Origin of the sequence: Fibrivirga algicola, from assembly GCF_011742925.1 — a bacterium.
Lineage (GTDB): Bacteria > Bacteroidota > Bacteroidia > Cytophagales > Spirosomataceae > Fibrella > Fibrella algicola.
In genome coordinates this window covers 149,363-166,547 of the sequence record NZ_WAEL01000003.1, presented here as the reverse complement: position 1 = coordinate 166,547, position 17,185 = coordinate 149,363, and the positions used below count along the sequence as shown (strand labels likewise).

At 53.6% G+C, this 17,185-nt stretch carries 12 protein-coding genes; 9 read left to right on the top strand and 3 right to left on the bottom strand.

All coding sequences use genetic code 11. The features are described from left to right. Window positions 1–106: 106 nt before the first annotated feature. A complete protein-coding gene (locus tag F7231_RS09260; protein WP_085410784.1) occupies window positions 107–1,297 on the bottom strand; it encodes a PepSY-associated TM helix domain-containing protein in 1,191 nt (396 codons plus the stop codon). A 5-nt stretch (window positions 1,298–1,302) separates the two neighbouring features. Next, window positions 1,303–3,645, bottom strand: a complete 2,343-nt coding sequence (locus tag F7231_RS09255) for a TonB-dependent receptor (protein WP_085410783.1) — start codon at window positions 3,643–3,645, stop codon at window positions 1,303–1,305. Window positions 3,646–4,438: 793 nt separating this feature from the next. On the opposite strand from F7231_RS09255, the gene F7231_RS09250 reads away from it, so the two are divergent. From F7231_RS09250 to F7231_RS09220, 7 genes are all read left to right on the top strand, one after another. Continuing rightward, entirely contained in the window at window positions 4,439–5,764 is a 1,326-nt protein-coding gene (locus F7231_RS09250) for an inositol-3-phosphate synthase (protein WP_085410782.1), read from the top strand. 3 nt (window positions 5,765–5,767) lie between these two features. Further along, entirely contained in the window at window positions 5,768–6,229 is a 462-nt protein-coding gene (locus F7231_RS09245) for a phosphatidylglycerophosphatase A family protein (RefSeq protein ID WP_085410781.1), read from the top strand. Between the two features lie 307 nt (window positions 6,230–6,536). Continuing rightward, a complete protein-coding gene (locus F7231_RS09240; RefSeq protein ID WP_166691707.1) occupies window positions 6,537–7,826 on the top strand; it encodes a DUF4833 domain-containing protein in 1,290 nt (429 codons plus the stop codon). An 18-nt stretch (window positions 7,827–7,844) separates the two neighbouring features. Beyond that, window positions 7,845–8,780: a phosphatase PAP2 family protein gene (locus tag F7231_RS09235; RefSeq protein WP_166691706.1), complete on the top strand. Its 936-nt coding sequence runs from the start codon at window positions 7,845–7,847 to the stop codon at window positions 8,778–8,780. A gap of 121 nt (window positions 8,781–8,901) precedes the next feature. Further along, complete coding sequence (locus F7231_RS27375) at window positions 8,902–11,115, top strand: sensor histidine kinase (RefSeq protein WP_229369761.1); 2,214 nt, start codon at window positions 8,902–8,904, stop codon at window positions 11,113–11,115. A 15-nt stretch (window positions 11,116–11,130) separates the two neighbouring features. Then, complete coding sequence (locus tag F7231_RS09225; RefSeq protein ID WP_085410778.1) at window positions 11,131–12,543, top strand: sensor histidine kinase; 1,413 nt, start codon at window positions 11,131–11,133, stop codon at window positions 12,541–12,543. A 92-nt stretch (window positions 12,544–12,635) separates the two neighbouring features. Beyond that, window positions 12,636–13,016 (top strand): response regulator, encoded by a 381-nt coding sequence (locus F7231_RS09220; RefSeq protein ID WP_085410777.1) that lies wholly within the window; start codon window positions 12,636–12,638, stop codon window positions 13,014–13,016. A 47-nt stretch (window positions 13,017–13,063) separates the two neighbouring features. Here the strand turns inward: F7231_RS09220 and F7231_RS09215 are convergent, their stop codons facing one another. Then, a complete protein-coding gene (locus F7231_RS09215) occupies window positions 13,064–14,434 on the bottom strand; it encodes a T9SS type B sorting domain-containing protein (protein WP_166691705.1) in 1,371 nt (456 codons plus the stop codon). 113 nt (window positions 14,435–14,547) lie between these two features. On the opposite strand from F7231_RS09215, the gene F7231_RS09210 reads away from it, so the two are divergent. Further along, entirely contained in the window at window positions 14,548–15,717 is a 1,170-nt protein-coding gene (locus tag F7231_RS09210) for a homogentisate 1,2-dioxygenase (RefSeq protein ID WP_166691704.1), read from the top strand. Between the two features lie 125 nt (window positions 15,718–15,842). Beyond that, the gene (gene fahA, locus F7231_RS09205; RefSeq protein WP_166691703.1) at window positions 15,843–17,099 is read left to right on the top strand and encodes a fumarylacetoacetase; all 1,257 of its coding nucleotides are present in this window, start codon (window positions 15,843–15,845) and stop codon (window positions 17,097–17,099) included. The last annotated feature ends 86 nt before the right edge of the window (window positions 17,100–17,185 follow it).

Genomic DNA, 17,185 nt, shown 5'->3' with positions numbered 1-17,185 from the left:
TGTACGGAACAGAATTTCAGTGCCTTTTACTCACTGCGCCTGAGCTAGTTGCGCAATAGCTATGCAACTGGCTCGGGCGCAGTGAGTAAAAGGCAGCCGGTTTATTTTATTGCGTCGGCTGGTTGACCGATGTGTTTCGAATTGGCCCGGTTACTGTTGGCGCAACGATCTTGTACATTTTCGTTTTTTTTCGTCGACCCAGCCAGATCAGAAAACCGGTGACGGGCAGGCTGGCGGCCATCAGGCTGAAGCAGAACGCGATCACTTTACCGGGTAACCCCAGGATAGCGCCCACGTGGATGTCGTAATTCATGCGCAGCAGCTTGTCGGCCAACTGGGCTTCCCGAAATCGGCCGTAGATATGATTCACCGGCAACTCGGCCAGCGTGTACTGATCGAAATACCGGTAATCGATTTTCCAGAGCGTACCTTCTTCCGAGTTTATATTCACCGCAATCGAGGCCGTGTCGGTGTCAGGTACGTGTACCTCAATCGATTTTGCCGCCGGATTCTCGGTCTGCATCCGGTGCCAGATCCGGTCAATGGCGGGCGCCTGGTTGGTGGCAATGGGCTGCTGTGGATGCGCCGAAACGGCCTCTGTAAATATGGTCGATTTGGTGCCGCCCGCCAGTGTGTGCACCGATTTGGAGAACCACTCGAAGCCCCACACCAGCCCCGTCAGCGCCAGAATAATAACGACCCACGACGAATAGAATCCGATAACGTTGTGCAGGTCATAGTTTTTGCGTTTCCACTTAAGGCCTTCCCGCCACTTGATCCAGAACCGCTGTTTCGCGGCCGCCTTGTTTTTGGGCCACCACAACACGATGCCGGACATGAGCATAAACAGAAAGACCAGGGTGGTATAGGCAACAACGGGCTGGCCAATGGCGGGTGGGAGCCAGAGGTAAAAATGACCATCAAGCACGATCCGGAAGAAATCCTCATCCATGTTCTTCACCTTCAGCACCTCACCAGTATAAGGGTTCAAGTACACCAGAAAGTAATAGGACGGGTCGAACTGGAAGAAAATAGCCTGCGCCGCTTTTTCAGGCCCCGAATACATCACGGCGTGTAGGTGCTTACCAGGCAATTGGGCCGTGGCAATAGCCTGCAGCTTCGACGGTGGCAAAAAAGCGGCTTGTCGGGCGGCAACGTACCTGAAGGGTTGTGTTGCGTTCTGGATTTCTTCCTGGAAGGCATACAGACAGCCCGTGATGCTAATAATGAACACCACAATACCAGAGGCTAACCCAAACCAGAGGTGAAGCTGTCGGATGATCTTTTTACCCGTCATAGTCCTTAGAATCTGTAATTGATACCTAAACGAGCATTTCGCATGGCTTCTGACTGCCAATAATAAAAATTGCTGAATGAGTAATAGGCACCAGAAAGCAGACTGGCATTGAACAGGTTATTAACGTTGAGCGCCACCCCAAACTTGCCAAACTGGTACGAGACGGCTCCATCAAAGCGGGTATAATCCGGCATGGTAGCATCAAGAGCCCGGTCATACTGGCCATACCAGGCCGTACGACCAGTCGCCCGCTGAACCCCGAACGAAACGCCCAGTCCCGTTGCTTTACCCGACTGCACCCGGTAGCTCAACCACGCATTGGCAATGTGCCTGTCGGTGCCGGGCAGCTGTTTGTTTACTTGCTGGTTCTCCGTGTCGCGGGTTACTTTGCCGTCTGTTAGCGCATAGTTCATTGTTACGTCAAGGCCGGGAAAAATCTGCCCGCGAATATCGAATTCAACACCCTGCGTTTGAGTTTGGCCTAACTGAATAGAGAAAAACTGATTTTGGGGATCAGGCGTCAGCACGTTGTTTTTGGTAATGCGATAGGCCGCCACCGACGTCATCCAGCGGCCATCGAACCATTCCCGCTTCAAGCCAATTTCCTTGTTGTCGCCCGTGATCGGGTCAAATTTACGGCCGCTAAAGCTTGCTCCAGCCTGTGGCACAAAGGCCTGATCATACACCAGGTACAGACTCGTATTTCTGGCCAGTGAGTAGCTCAAACCCAGCCGGGGCGTAAACTTGTCAGCTTTTACAGCACCAGCATACGGGTCTTCGTCGTTAGTGGTCGTGTACCGGCCCGCCAGCGTCAGGCGAAGTTTCTCGTTGAACAGCCTGATCTCATCCTGTACATAGATGGCCGAGTAGGCGTTGTTGTAATGAACGGCCCGCTCCCGTATGTCCAGACTACGGTCATACTTAGGGTAAGCACTCCCAGGTACGTTGCCATATACAGGATTGTAGACATTGAATCCGACGCTGCCGTTGATGGGTCCGCCCTGAGCAAAGTCATGGTAATAATCTTTATCACCCATGTCGATGCCCGCCAGAATGCGGTGTTTTGCGAAGCCGGTCTGTACATCACCGTTCACGAAAAACTGGCCTACTTTGGTCATGCCTAAAATATCCCAACTCGATATGGTCCGTTGCAGGGTGTCACCCCGGAAACCAGACGCCCAGAGACTAGAACCCAACTGATCATAATGCAGGTAGGCAAGCTGACCGGTTAGTTTCCAGTTATCGTCGATGCTGTGTGAGAGCGTCACAAAGAGCGATTGGTCTTTCACGATATTGGGCTTCATATTGCCTTCCAGAATCGAGAAATCGTACGGCAGATCGCCTAACCGATTCGGCGAGAAAACGTAGTTGGAGCCAATGGGCGACATGTTGACGTACTGGTACGTGTACTCAGCTGTGAGGGATGTTCTTGGATTAATCTGGTACTTGATCACCGGTGCAACCGACACCCTGTTCGTGTATTCGAAATCGCGGTGCGAGCCTTTCAATTGCCCCATCAGGTTGAGGCGGTACTGCAATTTCCCGTCATTGCTCAGTTTGCCGTCCAGGTCCAGCGTATTGCGGTACGTCCCGAAACTGCCCACTGTCATGCCAACTTCTGCTTTGGTGATACCAGTCGGCTTCTTCGTAACCACGTTGTAGAAGCCACTTGGCTCACCACTCGCCAGCATAAAGCCGGCCGGGCCTTTGACAAACTCGATCCGCTCTACCATGCTCATGTCTTCGGTGAGCGGCCCCCAGGTTTCCTGCACATTCATGCCATTCCGGAAAGCAGAAATCCGCGAACCACGCATCACAATGCGGGTGTATGTCTCCCAGTGTTCTGATTTGGTAGCCCCACTTACGTTACGGATTACCCCCTCCGACATATCAAAAATCTGCTGGTCTTTGATTGTCTGAGCCGTAACAACCTGTATGTTCTGGGGTACTTCGAGCAGAGGCGTTTTCAGGCGTAGGGAGATCGACGGATAGTCTGTCACATACTTGCTGGGGTTGGCGGTTACCAACACCTCCTGAAGTTGTTTGGCATTGGCTTCTAACGCAAAATCAAGTGTAAGGGTCTGGGCATCCTCCAGGACAACCTGCTTGTTTTCAGCTTTCAGCCCCACAAAACTGGCCTGTATAGTGTAGCTACCCGCCTTCAGATTCAGTAGCTGGTAATTGCCGTCGGCATCGGCAATGACGCCTTTGCTGGTGCCCTTTATAACAACGTTGACAAACTCGGCGGGTTGGCCATCAGAGGTAGTAATACGCCCTTTTACGGATGCGTTCTGTGCAATAGAACAAAAGCTGACGAGCAGGAGCGATAAAGTCAATAAACGGTTCATTCAGATTGTATTGTTAAAACTAATCGAGTGTAGCCACGGGCCTCAAGGGCTGGCTAATCATGAGGACAGATGTTGGCAATGTGCCAGCGTGCTGCAGGGCCTGTGAGTGGCGGTAGGTAGTTAAGAAAGCTGCGTTGAATCAGCTGGCTGGGTAGGGACCCATTAGGGCCACAAGTAGCGTAAAGTCAGTAACATCGTTGAGTAGATCAGAAAGTGCGCTGCAAACCTAGGCCTTGTTTATATTGTATCCAAATAAGCATCGTGATTATTTAGAAAAAATATAAATAATAGACTGATTACAGCTGGTTGAATGCATAGCTTGGCCAATAGGGAAACCCAATTAGCTGCCAGGTTTCTGTGTAAGAAACCGGACGAACAAGCGGGTCAACTACCACGTTGTATGACTATTGCAGGTTAATTCTAAATTAAAATAAGGGGAACGTGACCACTCGATTAATAAGGTCGAGGTGCTGCTTACGGTGCGAACTTTTTATGAATTGGCTGGATTCGATTGCATATACAAGTCGCGTCTATTGACCCGTCTGTGGTTGCATTGGTATCGGTTACCCGTCAGGCAGTCCGTTTGGTGGAGAGTAGCTTAATCAATTTGCCTTTCAGGAACTTACAGCGTACAAACCAAAACAATTTGGTGTAACATCCTTTTCTGTATGCTTACAGAAGATGTATCCCATAGAAAAAGTGGGTATGAAGTACATTAAGCCTGAACAATCGTACTGGGCAACGTACCTGGTCCGGTCATGAGCATCAATATGAAATAGTTAACGTTACCTGGATGAAACAATCTATTACGCAACCCAATGGCCGATTGGGTGTCTTGCTTCCCGGATTGGGAGCTGTGGCAACAACGATGATCGCTGGTGTGGTAGCGATCAAAAAAGGACTGTCGAAACCCGTAGGTTCGCTTACTCAGATGGGGAGTCTTCGGTTGGGTAAGCCCTCAGACAACAACAGCCCTCGCATTAAGGACTTCGTTCCGCTTGCCGATCTGGATGACCTGGTTTTCGGCGGTTGGGATGTATATTCCGACAATGTATACCAAGCTGCCCTGCAAGCAAAAGTACTGGAACCGGGCTTGTTGAATGCTGTTCGTGCCGAGTTGGAAACGATCGTGCCCATGAAAGCCGCTTTCGATAAACGGTACGCGAAGAATCTGGAAGGTACCAACGTGAAAGAAGCCGATACGCGCTACGAACTGGCTCAGGCGCTGATCGACGATATCGAGCAGTTTAAGGCAACTAACGGGTGCAGTCGGCTGGTCATGATCTGGTGTGGCTCAACCGAAATATATTTCGAAGAAAGTGCCGTGCATGCCAGTCTGGCGAGTTTTGAGGCGGGTTTGCGTAACAACGACCCCGCCATTGCGCCAAGTATGCTCTACGCCTACGCAGCCCTCAAATGTGGGGTTCCGTTTGCCAATGGTGCACCTAACCTGACGGTCGATATTCCGGCCCTGCATGAACTGGCCTACCTGACCAATACGCCCATTGCCGGCAAGGATTTCAAGACGGGCCAGACGTTGATGAAAACAATCGTGGCTCCCGGTCTGCATGCGCGGGCGCTGGGCGTTACGGGCTGGTTCTCAACCAATATTTTGGGTAACCGCGACGGACTGGTACTCGATGATCCCGATAACTTCAAAACCAAAGAAGTGTCGAAGCTGAGCGTACTGGACGAAATCTTCAAGCCTGAAGAGAACCATGAACTCTACGGTGATATGTACCATAAAGTCAGGATCAATTACTACCCGCCTCATGGCGATAACAAAGAGAGTTGGGACAACATCGATATTTTTGGTTGGCTGGGCTACCAGATGCAGATCAAGATCAACTTCCTCTGCCGCGACTCTATTTTGGCCGCGCCGCTGGTACTTGACCTCGCCCTGTTTATGGACCTCGCGAAACGGGCTGAGATGAGTGGTATTCAGGAATGGCTGTCGTTCTATTTCAAGTCGCCACAGACGGAAGAAGGGCAGGCTCCTGAACACGACATCTTCAAGCAACTGACCAAACTTGAAAACACACTTCGTTTCCTGATGGGCGAAGATCTGATCACGCCGCTGGGACTCGAAGATTTCGAAAACCTGTCTCAGACGGTATAAATTATGCATAAGTTGATAGCCACCGGGTTGGGTATCGGTTACGTCCCCAAAGGCGGGGGCACCGTAGCGTCGGTCGTGTGTTGTGCGGTCTGGTACCTGACCCGGCCGGGTGCTGTTTCTCCCGGTGGCTATCTCATTCATACACCAGTGCTGGTCACTGTTGCGCTAACGGCTGTCGGCATCTGGTCGGCTAATGTAGTTGAGCAGTACTGGGGTAAAGACAATTACCGGGTGGTGATCGACGAACTGGCGGGCATGTGCCTTACGCTGCTTTTTATTCCAATTACGGCCACCAGCCTCTTACTGGGTTTAGTTCTTTTTCGCTTTTTCGATATTGCCAAGCCGCTTGGGATTCGAAAATTGGAAAAATTAAGTGGCGGCTGGGGGGTAATGTTCGATGACCTGTTGGCTGGCCTTTACGCCAATTTAGTACTACGAACCGTGGTGGCCTACAGCATTTTATGAGCTATACAGCGAGGTTCTCAGCAGCGAAGCGGCCTGTACTCCTTATAGCTGCTACTGACCTCATGCCAACAATCCGAAGCCGAATTCAGCGTTGTACCAATTCTCAGTAGGTGCCTTCGGAGTTCTATTTACCTCTACGCAGGGTCAAACGCGCCGCAAGCAGGCATGTGTCCGAAAGCTACTGTGTTTACATGCTTTCGGGTCGGTCTGGGTGAGCGGCTCAATCACCTCCTTCATTTCAGCGTGTCGCAGTGGAACATACGTACCCACGCCACTTTAGACTCTTAATGATTAACGCCTTCCGGGTATGTCACAGGCACTTCCATTCCGAACCAAAATTCAACAGGGTATTTATGCACTCATCAATCCATTTGTCAGGCTCCTGATCCGGCTGGGGTTAACTCCAAATATGGTCACCACGATCGGGCTGGTGCTGAACATTGGCGTGGCGCTGATTTTTATCGCTGGTGGCGAACCAGAACATCGGGGCGATTTTAGCTACATCGGCTGGGCAGGTGCGTTGGTGCTGTTCGCTGGTTTATTCGACATGCTGGATGGTCAGGTAGCACGGCTTGGGAAGATGAGTTCGCTGTACGGTGCTCTTTTCGATTCGGTGCTGGACCGGTACAGCGAACTCATCCTGTTTCTGGGGATTTGTTACTACCTCATCGCCCAGCATTATTTTTTCAGTTCCCTGTTCGCATTCATTGCCCTTATTGGCTCTATGATGGTTAGCTACACCCGTGCCCGTGCGGAGGGGTTGGGCATCGAATGTAAAAGCGGACTGATGCAGCGACCCGAACGGGTCATCACCATTGGGGTGTCGGCCCTGGCCTGCGGTTGTCTGGCTCCTCTGCTTGGTCCCGACTTCAGGATAACCGTCCCGGGCGTTCCGGTGCATATCTTTGAAACCATGTCAATTTTTACCCTTCCACTGGCCGTGATGGCCGTGATGACCAATATTACCGCCTACAACCGGCTGCTCGATTCGAAGGCGGCCCTTGATGAAAAAGAGAAACGAACCACCCCACCTACCGCCCTATTGGTAGCGCTGCTTCTGCTGGGGCCTATAGCTGGTCAGTCAGTTGGGATTGTCACCCCTCCGGCAGGCAACCGGGAGCCACAACAGGTGCCAGCCTCGTTTCCGGTTCCCAGGAACGTACCCAATCAGTTGTTCTACCTACAGCGCGACCCGAACACAAATACAGTTATCTATGCGCTGAACCTGAAGAACGGGCAAATAGACAAAGATGATCCGATCAAAGCGTACTGGATTCGGTACGGCGAACAGAGTCAGCAGGAAGAGTTAACCTATGTGCAGCGCACGTTTGCCTATGGAATCAAGGCGCGCCCTCTCCGGAATGAGGAGTACGAATTCAGTTTTGTTTCCTACAAAAAGCTACCCTTTCACCTGGCCAAAACGGCGCAGAACACCTACTACGTGTACACTACGGTGAACAAGAAAAAGGTGATCGTGAAGCGGGTGTACCTGCGCATAGAGGGCGGAACAATGTGGGTGCCCAACGTAAAATACATTCAGTTTGAAGGCACCAACGCGTCGACGGGAGAAGCGCTGGTGGAACGGATTCCGGTGTAACGCGCACGTACCTGTTTCATGAGCCAACCCACCGATATTACCCGTTCCGGGCCCGGCAAAGGGGCATTGTGGCTCAGCCTGGCCTCGCTAACGTACCTGTTCGTTTCGTATAAACTGGTTGGTTTCAAGACTGACCAGTTAGTCTTGCTGGCCCTGATCAATGGGCTATACTACGCGTCTGAGCCAAGCCGGAAGTTTATCATTGGCTTCTCTATTTTCGTGGTGTACTGGATCGTCTTCGACTACATGAAGGCGTTCCCGAACTACCGGTATACCACCGTTCATATCGAGTCGCTGTATAACCTGGAAAAGCAGTTGTTCGGTATCCGTGACGGCGCAGCGCTGCTGACGCCGAACGAGTACTGGCTGCGGCACCGGACCAACTCGCTGGCCCTTGCCACCGGTCTGTTTTACCTAACCTGGGTGCCTATTCCGTTGCTCTTCGCGGCCTATTTGTTTGTTCGGAACCGGGCTCAGTTTTTCCCATTCGCCCTTACGTTTGTGCTGGTCAACCTGCTAGGTTTTGTCGTGTATTACCTATATCCGGCCGCGCCGCCCTGGTACGTACAGCTGCATGGTTTCGTTTTTCATGCTAACACGCCCGGTAACACGGCTGGGCTGGCTCAGTTCGATCAGCTAACGGGGTTGTCGGTCTTCAACGCGATCTATGCTAAGAGCTCAAACGTGTTTGCAGCCATGCCCTCGCTTCATTCGTCGTACCCGGTTATCGTGCTATACTACGGCCTGAAAAACAGATTAGGCGCTATAAACGTCGGCTTTGCGGTCATCATGGTAGGTGTCTGGTTTTCAGCTGTCTACACTAGCCACCACTACCTCCTTGATGTACTGGCTGGCGTTGCGTGTGCTTTAACGGGCATCGTACTGTTTGGCTTGTTGCTAAAAACCAATTGGCTACAGAATTTTATTCGACGCCTGACAAAGCTGACAGCTTGACAAACGCCCCTCCGCACGGCCTGCTTCCCGACCGTATATGGAATGCTGGCACACTCCGCGACTATCTGACTTGTCGCTTTGCGCCTAAAGGCGTTTCTTTAGGTGTTTGAAACCCCATCTTATGTCCCGCTTAGTGCTCGTACTGATTGGCTGGCTCGTTGCTTCGCTGGCGATAGGTCAGGTCGTCGTCGTTGATAGCTTACCCGAAACCGGGTTTCCGCTTACAGGCACGGCCAAATCTGGTGCGACACTAGCAGGAAAGCCAACCAGTAGCTGGGCGTTTCGGGCGGGCGACGACCCGGAGTGGAGCCGTGCTGATCTGGTCGATTCAACGTGGCAGCGACTTGACCCCGCCCAGCCTGTTTCGGCCCTGCTCCCTCAACTGCCGGAGAAACTTGGGTGGCTGCGCCTGAGGCTCTATCTAAAACCCGAGTTTCGTCAGAAAGGGTTGGCGCTGGTGTGGCGGCAAACGGCGGCTACCGAACTCTTTGTAAACGGCAGGCGGCTGCGCCTGACAGGTACGTTCCCCGATGAGAGCCGCCCTGCCGGACCTACATCCTCGTCGGTCAGACACACCCTGGTCGTTCAGCCCGATTCGGCCGGAAACATCGTGCTGGCCATTCGGTTTGCCGTGAGTGGAGAGGCTCATTGGGGGAATTATCAGCCCCCCAGCCAGTCGCTGCTACTGGCTCAGTTGCGCGACGGCGATCAACCGATAGTAGAGCCGTTTACCGTGCGCTGGCAGCGGCTCATCGCTACGTTCACGACCGGCCTATTCGTGATGCTGGCGCTGCTGCACGGCATGTTCTTCGCGTATAACACCAACGATAGAGCCAACGGTGCGCTGGCTCTGGCCTGTGCGGCCTTTGCCATAGCGTTTCTGGCCATTATGCAGATTCTGGGTATCATCGAGACCTATGATTCATACGTTAATTGGGCGCTGATGGGTACGCTGGCGTATCCGGTGGGGTATATCGCTCTGGTGACAGCCATCTATACGATCTACGAAAAACCGTTTGGGCTGATCTATTTTCTGATCGCGGCGGCAATAGCGTGTTTCGGCTTTATGGTCTTCCTGGTTCCTCACACCGGTGCCGACTGGGCCGAGTTTGGGCCAGCACTCTTGGGCACGGCCGAGTGCAGCCGTATCATGCTGTTGGGGCGTAAAAAGTGGGGTGGCGAGTTCATCATTGGCGGGATGCTCAGCGCGCTGGTGTTGTTTACCGTGTTCTGCATTTATTCATTCGACCAGCTGACCCCGCTCCGACTCCTGCCGCTATCAGATTTTACGCAGCAGGTCATCTATTACCTCGCTGTACTTTTCATACCCCTATCGATCTCGCTTTATATTGCCCGTTCGTTCGTGTTCACGCAACGTCGGATGGCGGGGCAACTGCTGGAAGTGCAGCGCTTATCGCGGCAGTCATTTGAGCAGGAAAAAGAACGTCAAACGTTGTTGGCTCGCCAGAAGGAAACGCTGGAACGGCAGGTGGCTGAACGAACGGCTCAGTTGCAGGAGTCGCTGGATGAACTGCGAGCGACCCAGAACCAGCTTGTTCAGAAAGAGAAAATGGCCTCGTTGGGTGAGTTGACGGCGGGCATTGCCCACGAGATTCAGAACCCGCTCAACTTCGTCAATAACTTCTCGGAAGTGTCAGTCGATCTGGTTAATGAACTGCTTGAGGAGCGCCAGCGCCCCGACGTCGAACGGGATGCGGGACTGGAAGAAGAATTGCTGACCGACCTGAATCTGAACCTGACCAAGATCAGTCATCATGGCCAGCGGGCTTCGGGCATTGTGCGCAATATGCTCCAGCATAGCCGCACCAGCACCGGCCAGCGGGAACCCACCGACCTGAACGCCCTGGCTGATGAGTACCTGCGGCTGAGCTACCATGGTCTGCGGGCGAAAGACAAGAGCTTCAACGCCAGCTTCCGCGCCGAACTGGATCCTAAACTCCCGCAGGTGGGGCTGGTGGCTCAGGATATTGGCCGGGTGCTGCTCAACCTCTTCAACAACGCCTTTTATGCTGTTCAGCAACGCGTTTTGCTTGGCGAGGCGGGGTATGCGCCCACAGTCACTGTTCAGACAACGAAGATTGGCAAGCAGGTCGAAATCCGCGTACGGGATAACGGCATCGGAATTCCCGATGAGGTGCGCAGCAAAATATTCCAGCCATTTTTCACCACAAAGCCTACCGGGTCGGGTACGGGGTTGGGCCTTAGCCTGAGTTACGACATCATTACAAAAGGGCATGGCGGTACAATCAACGTAGCCTCAGAAGCGGGGCAGTTTACCGAGTTTCGTATTACCTTGCCTTTGCAGGCTGCCTAAGCCACCACCAATGCTATGAATGTCCCCGTTCTAGTCGTCACTATCTTCTTTCTGCTGCAGACGCGCAACTTCCTTACTACCAAGGAGAAGATGCCCGCCTGGGATCGGGGGCTGATTGGTGCGGCTATTGTGCTGGCCGGTCTGTTTGTGATCGACCAAATACTGGATGCCAACGGAACGTATGAATTGAAAGCAACCTGGGTTTGCTACGTCGCCCTGGCTTTCGACATCTATGTTGTCAATGTAGGTGCCAGACGTTACCCGCCCGCCCGTGCCCTGTTGCTGTCGCTGATTCCGTTTTTGCTGGTACTGGCGTCGACATCGTTTATCCGGAGCTTCATGGAGAAAACACTCTACGTGCCCTATAGCGAAGTGTTCGAAACATCGGTCGGGTTCGCTTACATCTGGGTTTTCTCGCTATTTGGCTACGCCGCCCGCCAGCGAAAATCGTACAGCAAAGAACACCAGGCCCGCATTGATCGGGAAGAAGCCGAACGCCGCGAACGTCAAGTGCTGGAAGGGCTGGTGCAGGAACGTACCCAGGAACTGACGCAACAGAAGGCAGAAATTACCCGTCAGAAAGAAGAACTGGAAATGGCCCTCACCGAACTTCGGGCCGCTCAGGCGCAACTTGTTCAGCGCGAAAAACTGGCTTCATTAGGTGAGCTGACGGCGGGGATTGCCCACGAGATTCAGAACCCGCTCAACTTCGTTAATAACTTCTCCGACGTATCGGTCGACCTGGTTAATGAACTGTTGGAAGAACGCCAGCGCCCGCTTGCCGAGCGGGATGCGGGACTGGAAGAAGAACTCCTGACCGACCTGAGCCAAAACCTGACCAAGATCAGTCATCATGGCCAGCGGGCTTCGGGCATTGTGCGCAACATGCTTCAGCACAGCCGCGCCAGCACCGGCCAGCGGGAGCCTACCGACCTGAACGCCCTGGCCGACGAGTACCTGCGGCTGAGCTACCATGGTCTGCGGGCGAAAGACAAGAGCTTCAACGCCAGCTTCCGTACCGAGCTGGACCCTAACTTACCCAATGTTAGTTTGGTGGCCCAGGATATTGGCCGGGTGCTGCTTAACCTCTTCAACAACGCTTTTTATGCCGTTCAACAGCGGCAAGTAACTGAAAGGCAGTCGGGTACGTTGAAGGGGTTTGCTTATCAGCCAACGGTCGTGGTAACCACAATGCAAACGCCGGTTGGCGTCGAAATTCAGGTACGTGACAACGGTACCGGAATGTCGGATGAGGTGCAACAAAAGATTTTTCAGCCATTTTTTACGACCAAGCCATCTGGCTCCGGTACAGGTCTCGGCCTGAGTTTAAGCTACGACATCATCACAAAAGGCCACGGTGGCTCTCTATTGCTCGATAGTAAAGACGGTGTCGGCACAACGTTTACCATTTTATTACCAGCAACTTGAAAAGGGTTGCTGTTTGTCGTTGCGCTGCTATTTCGGATTACAGTGAACTAACAGCGTAACGGCAAACGACAAACATCAAACCCAACCTTCCCATGACACATATTCTTGTCGTTGACGACGAACCCGATGTACAGCCTTTGTTTGAGCAGCGGTTCCGGCGCGAAATTCGGAGTGGCACGGTGCACATGACCTTTGCGTCGTCGGGCGAAGAGGCGTTGGAAATTTTCAATGCCCGCCCGCACGAAGCCGTTCTGATTCTGTCGGATATCAATATGCCCGGCATGAGTGGGCTGGAGCTACTGCGCCATATCCGTACGGTAACGCCCGATCGCCCGCCCGTGGTGATGATGATTACGGCCTATGGCGATGCCGAAAGCCATCAGCAGGCTATGGACCTTGGGGCTGATGATTTTCTAGCCAAGCCTTTGGATTTCAACTCGTTAAAGGAGAAGCTAGCTAATCTGCCGGTGTAAAAAAGCATAGTGGCGCGGCTGTACCCTGGCCTTTCCCTAAGACCAGCCTAATCCAGCACGGTTAACGTACCTGTGCGATCGGGCAGGAAGGGGGCGGGGCTGATAACGTACCTGTACGGTCCCAGAGCCACGCGCTCGCCCCGAACGCGCCCATCCCAGGGGTGGGCGTAGGGCGACTGACTCATGATTAGCTCACCCCAGCGGTTGTAGATCCGTACTGAACAGAGCGGAAACGCTTCGGCACCCAGAATGGCCCAGACGTCGTTCTGGCCGTCGCCGTTGGGCGTAAAGGCAGACGGGTAAAAGAGCCCCGGTAATACGGTAATGGTCACGCTGCTGCTCCGTGGGCACTCGCTGTCTGCGCTGACCGTGAGGTGGTAGGTAGTGGTTACGTTGGGTTTGGCCGTTACCTGCGGCAAGTTAATCCGGGAACCGCCACCGCCCATTGTGGAGCCGTCGATTAACAGACTGGTAATGGGGTCCCATGTATAAGCCAGGTTTGGGCCAACTGGCCCTTGCAGGACCACGCGGCTGCCAACAATAATGGTTTGGTTAGGCCCCAAATCAGGTTGAGGTACGTCGATAACTTGGATTGTCTGATCAACGGATGCCGGGCAACCCTGCGTGCTGGTGACCGAGTACGTAATGGTATGTTGACCTCCACCGGCCAGTTGTGGGCTGAAGCGCCCGTTCTGAACGCCTTTTCCTGAAAAGATGCCGCCGGCAGGCGTAACGCTCAGGGTAACCGGATCAACCCCGTTGCAAAGGGGCTGTACGGTAGAGAAAGTCGGTTTAGGCGTAGCAAACACTTCCACCGGCGCTGAACTAACGGCACAGTCAGCGTCGAGTACGAAAGCAGTGTATACGCCGGGTACACCAGCCAGAAGCGTTGGCCCACCGCCCGGAAGGGCGAATCCGTTGCGCTGCCAGGTGTAGGTCAGACTGGCGGTTGTAGGAGTAGCGGTTCCGGCGTCGATGGCTGCCACCAGTGAACTGCCTTCGCAAGCTACTTGCTGGGTCAACGGCAGGATCGATATTTTTTTCAATGGGCTCTGCCTGATCACGATCTCGTCCGTTTGCACGCAGTTTACATCGGCTGTGTTGGTCACTTCCAGTTTATACATACCGGGCATGTCGATGGTAAGCAGGTAGGTTGTTTCGCCCACGATCACCGCCCCATCTTTGAACCAGCGGTAACGGTAGGAGGGCAGGATATTAGACCGTAAATCGATTGTCTCACCGGTGCACAGTACCGTTTTTGAGGCCGTAATCTGGGCCGGTAAGCAGGCTTTCCTGGCCAGGGCCGGTTGGCTGGTTTTCTGGCGCTGGCGAACTGGTTTGCTTTGGCCGTTGGCGAGGCTAAAAGAGAGGAGTAGTAAGCTGATTAAAAGGGAGATAGCGGCTGTTATGGGTTGCATAGTGGTGGACGTAAAGGTCCCACTCGATGGGCATCAGTAAGGAAATTCACGCTCCGGCTTTTGCCATACACGTGTCTTTTTGCGTTTACTTGCTAACTACTTCATCACAAATCATGCCTATCTACTATCGTCTTGGTCAGTTGCCTCCCAAAAGGCATACGATTTTTCGTAGTCCGCAGGGGGCCTTCTATTACGAACAGCTGTTTGGCACCATCGGCTTCGATGGAATGTCATCGCTGCTGTATCACCTTCACCGCCCCACGCAGGTGAAGGCCGTGCTCGACTCAGTTGATTTGCGCCCAACGGCGGGTGTCGATCATAACATTATGTCGCGCAAGCTGATTGGCTTTGATGTGCCGCCCGCCAACGATTACCTGGAAAGCCGTACGCCGCTGCTGTTCAATAACGATGTGGTGCTGGGTGTGGCCGCTCCGCGCGCGTCGCTCACCGACTATTTCTACAAGAATGCCGATGCCGACGAATTGCTGTTTGTGCACCGGGGGGCGGGTACGTTACGGACTATGCTCGGCACCATTGCTTTTGTACCCGGCGATTACCTGCTCATTCCGCGCGGCATGATCTATCAGATCAATTTCGACGTCACCGACGTACCTGAGGGCACTCGCCTGCTGTATCTGGAATCGACCTCGCCAATCTACACGCCTAAACGGTACCGCAATCACTTTGGTCAGCAGCTCGAACATTCGCCTTATAGCGAGCGCGATTACAAATTGCCGCAGAATCTGGAAACCCATGACGAGCGCGGCGATTTTGTCATGAAGATCAAAAAAGAGGGAATCCTGCACACGCTTGTATACGATACCCACCCGTTCGACGTAGTGGGCTGGGACGGCTATAATTTTCCGTATGGGTTTTCAATTCACAACTTCGAACCTATTACCGGACGTATTCACCAGCCACCGCCGGTGCATCAGACATTCGAGACCAAATCGTGTGTGGTGTGCTCCTTCGTGCCGCGTCTCTACGACTACCACCCCGAGGCCATTCCGGCCCCGTATAACCATAGCAACATCGACTCCGACGAGGTGCTCTACTACGTGGATGGTGATTTTATGAGTCGTAACGGCATTTCGCCCGGCATCCTGACGCTGCATCCCGGTGGTATTCCGCACGGGCCGCACCCCGGCGCCATGGAGCGAAGCATCGGCAAAACCAAAACCGACGAACTCGCCGTCATGGTCGATACCTTCCGGCCACTCAAACTAACCAATCAGGCGCTCGGCATCGACGATGGCGTTTATTTTCAATCCTGGCGGGAGTAAGGACTCCGTTGGCTGACCCCAACGGCAAAAACTACAAGTCCTGTTGAGACTTTTTATCAGTTGCCGTTGGCTGAAGTCAGCGGGTCCGCAATCGCTTGCTCCTTATTTTTCATACGTTCTGTTACATGACTTCCTGGCTCACTATTCCGGCTGATTCCGATTTTTCGATTTACAACCTGCCTTTTGGTATTTTCAGTACCGCCCAACAGCCCGAGCCCCGCGTAGGGGTGGCTGTCGGCAATCAGATCCTCGATCTGGCTTTTGCCGCCGATATGGCTGTTTTCGATGCATTTTTGCCCTACAAACAGCGCGACGTATTTCGGCGCAACTACCTGAACGATTTTATCCGGCTGGGCCGCCCCGTTTGGCAGCAGGTACGTCGAGCTTTGCAAACCGAACTGACCAGCGACAACTCTCTGCTGCATGGCCTGGCCGACGAGGCGTTTGTGTCGCAGGCTGAGGCTATCATGCATCTGCCCGTTCAGATTGGCGATTACACCGATTTTTATTCGAGCATCGACCATGCCAGCAACGTGGGGGCCATGTTTCGCGACCCGGCCAATGCGCTGCTGCCCAACTGGCGACACCTGCCTGTTGGCTATCACGGCCGGGCTTCGTCGGTTGTGGTGTCGGGGACAGCCATTAAGCGGCCCAACGGACAGCGGTTACCGAAAGGGGAGACGCAACCCGTTTTTGGTCAGTCGCAACGGCTTGATTTCGAGTTGGAAACAGCCTTTATTGTCGGAAAAGATACCGAGCTGGGTACGTCACTGACCACCGCCGATTTCGACGAGCATGTGTTTGGTATGGTGATGTTCAACGACTGGTCGGCGCGGGATATACAGCAATGGGAGTACGTGCCGTTGGGGCCATTTCTGGGCAAAAGCTTTGGCTCGTCGATGTCGCCCTGGGTGGTTACGATGGAAGCCCTTGCCCCGTTTCGGGTGGCTGGGTACGTGCAGGAGCCTGCCCCCTTGCCCTACCTGAGCGAAACCAGCCTGGTACCCAATCTCGACATTCAGCTGGAGGTGAGCCTGACGCCGGCAAACGGCACCGCCGATTCGAAAGAAACGATCATTTCACGGTCGAACCAGCGGTTTCTGTACTGGTCACAGGCGCAGCAGCTGGCGCATCACACCATCAACGGCTGCAACGTGCGGGTGGGTGACCTGATAGCGTCAGGGACTATTTCAGGACCAGATCGATCGGCCTGGGGGTCGTTGCTCGAGCTCTGCTGGGGTGGTGCCGAACCGATTACCCTGTCGACAGGCGAAACCCGGACGTTTCTACAGGATGGCGATACGGTAACTTTCCGCGGTTACGCCGAAAAAGAAGGCATTCGGGTTGGTTTCGGGACCGTTTCAGGCCAAATTGTCTCCTAGAGCCGGCAGAACGCAGTTTGTGTTTGCTGTCGCGATCAACAGGTTTTCCGGTTGTTTCCAGCGCAAACGTAGCGCCTGCTGCTTCT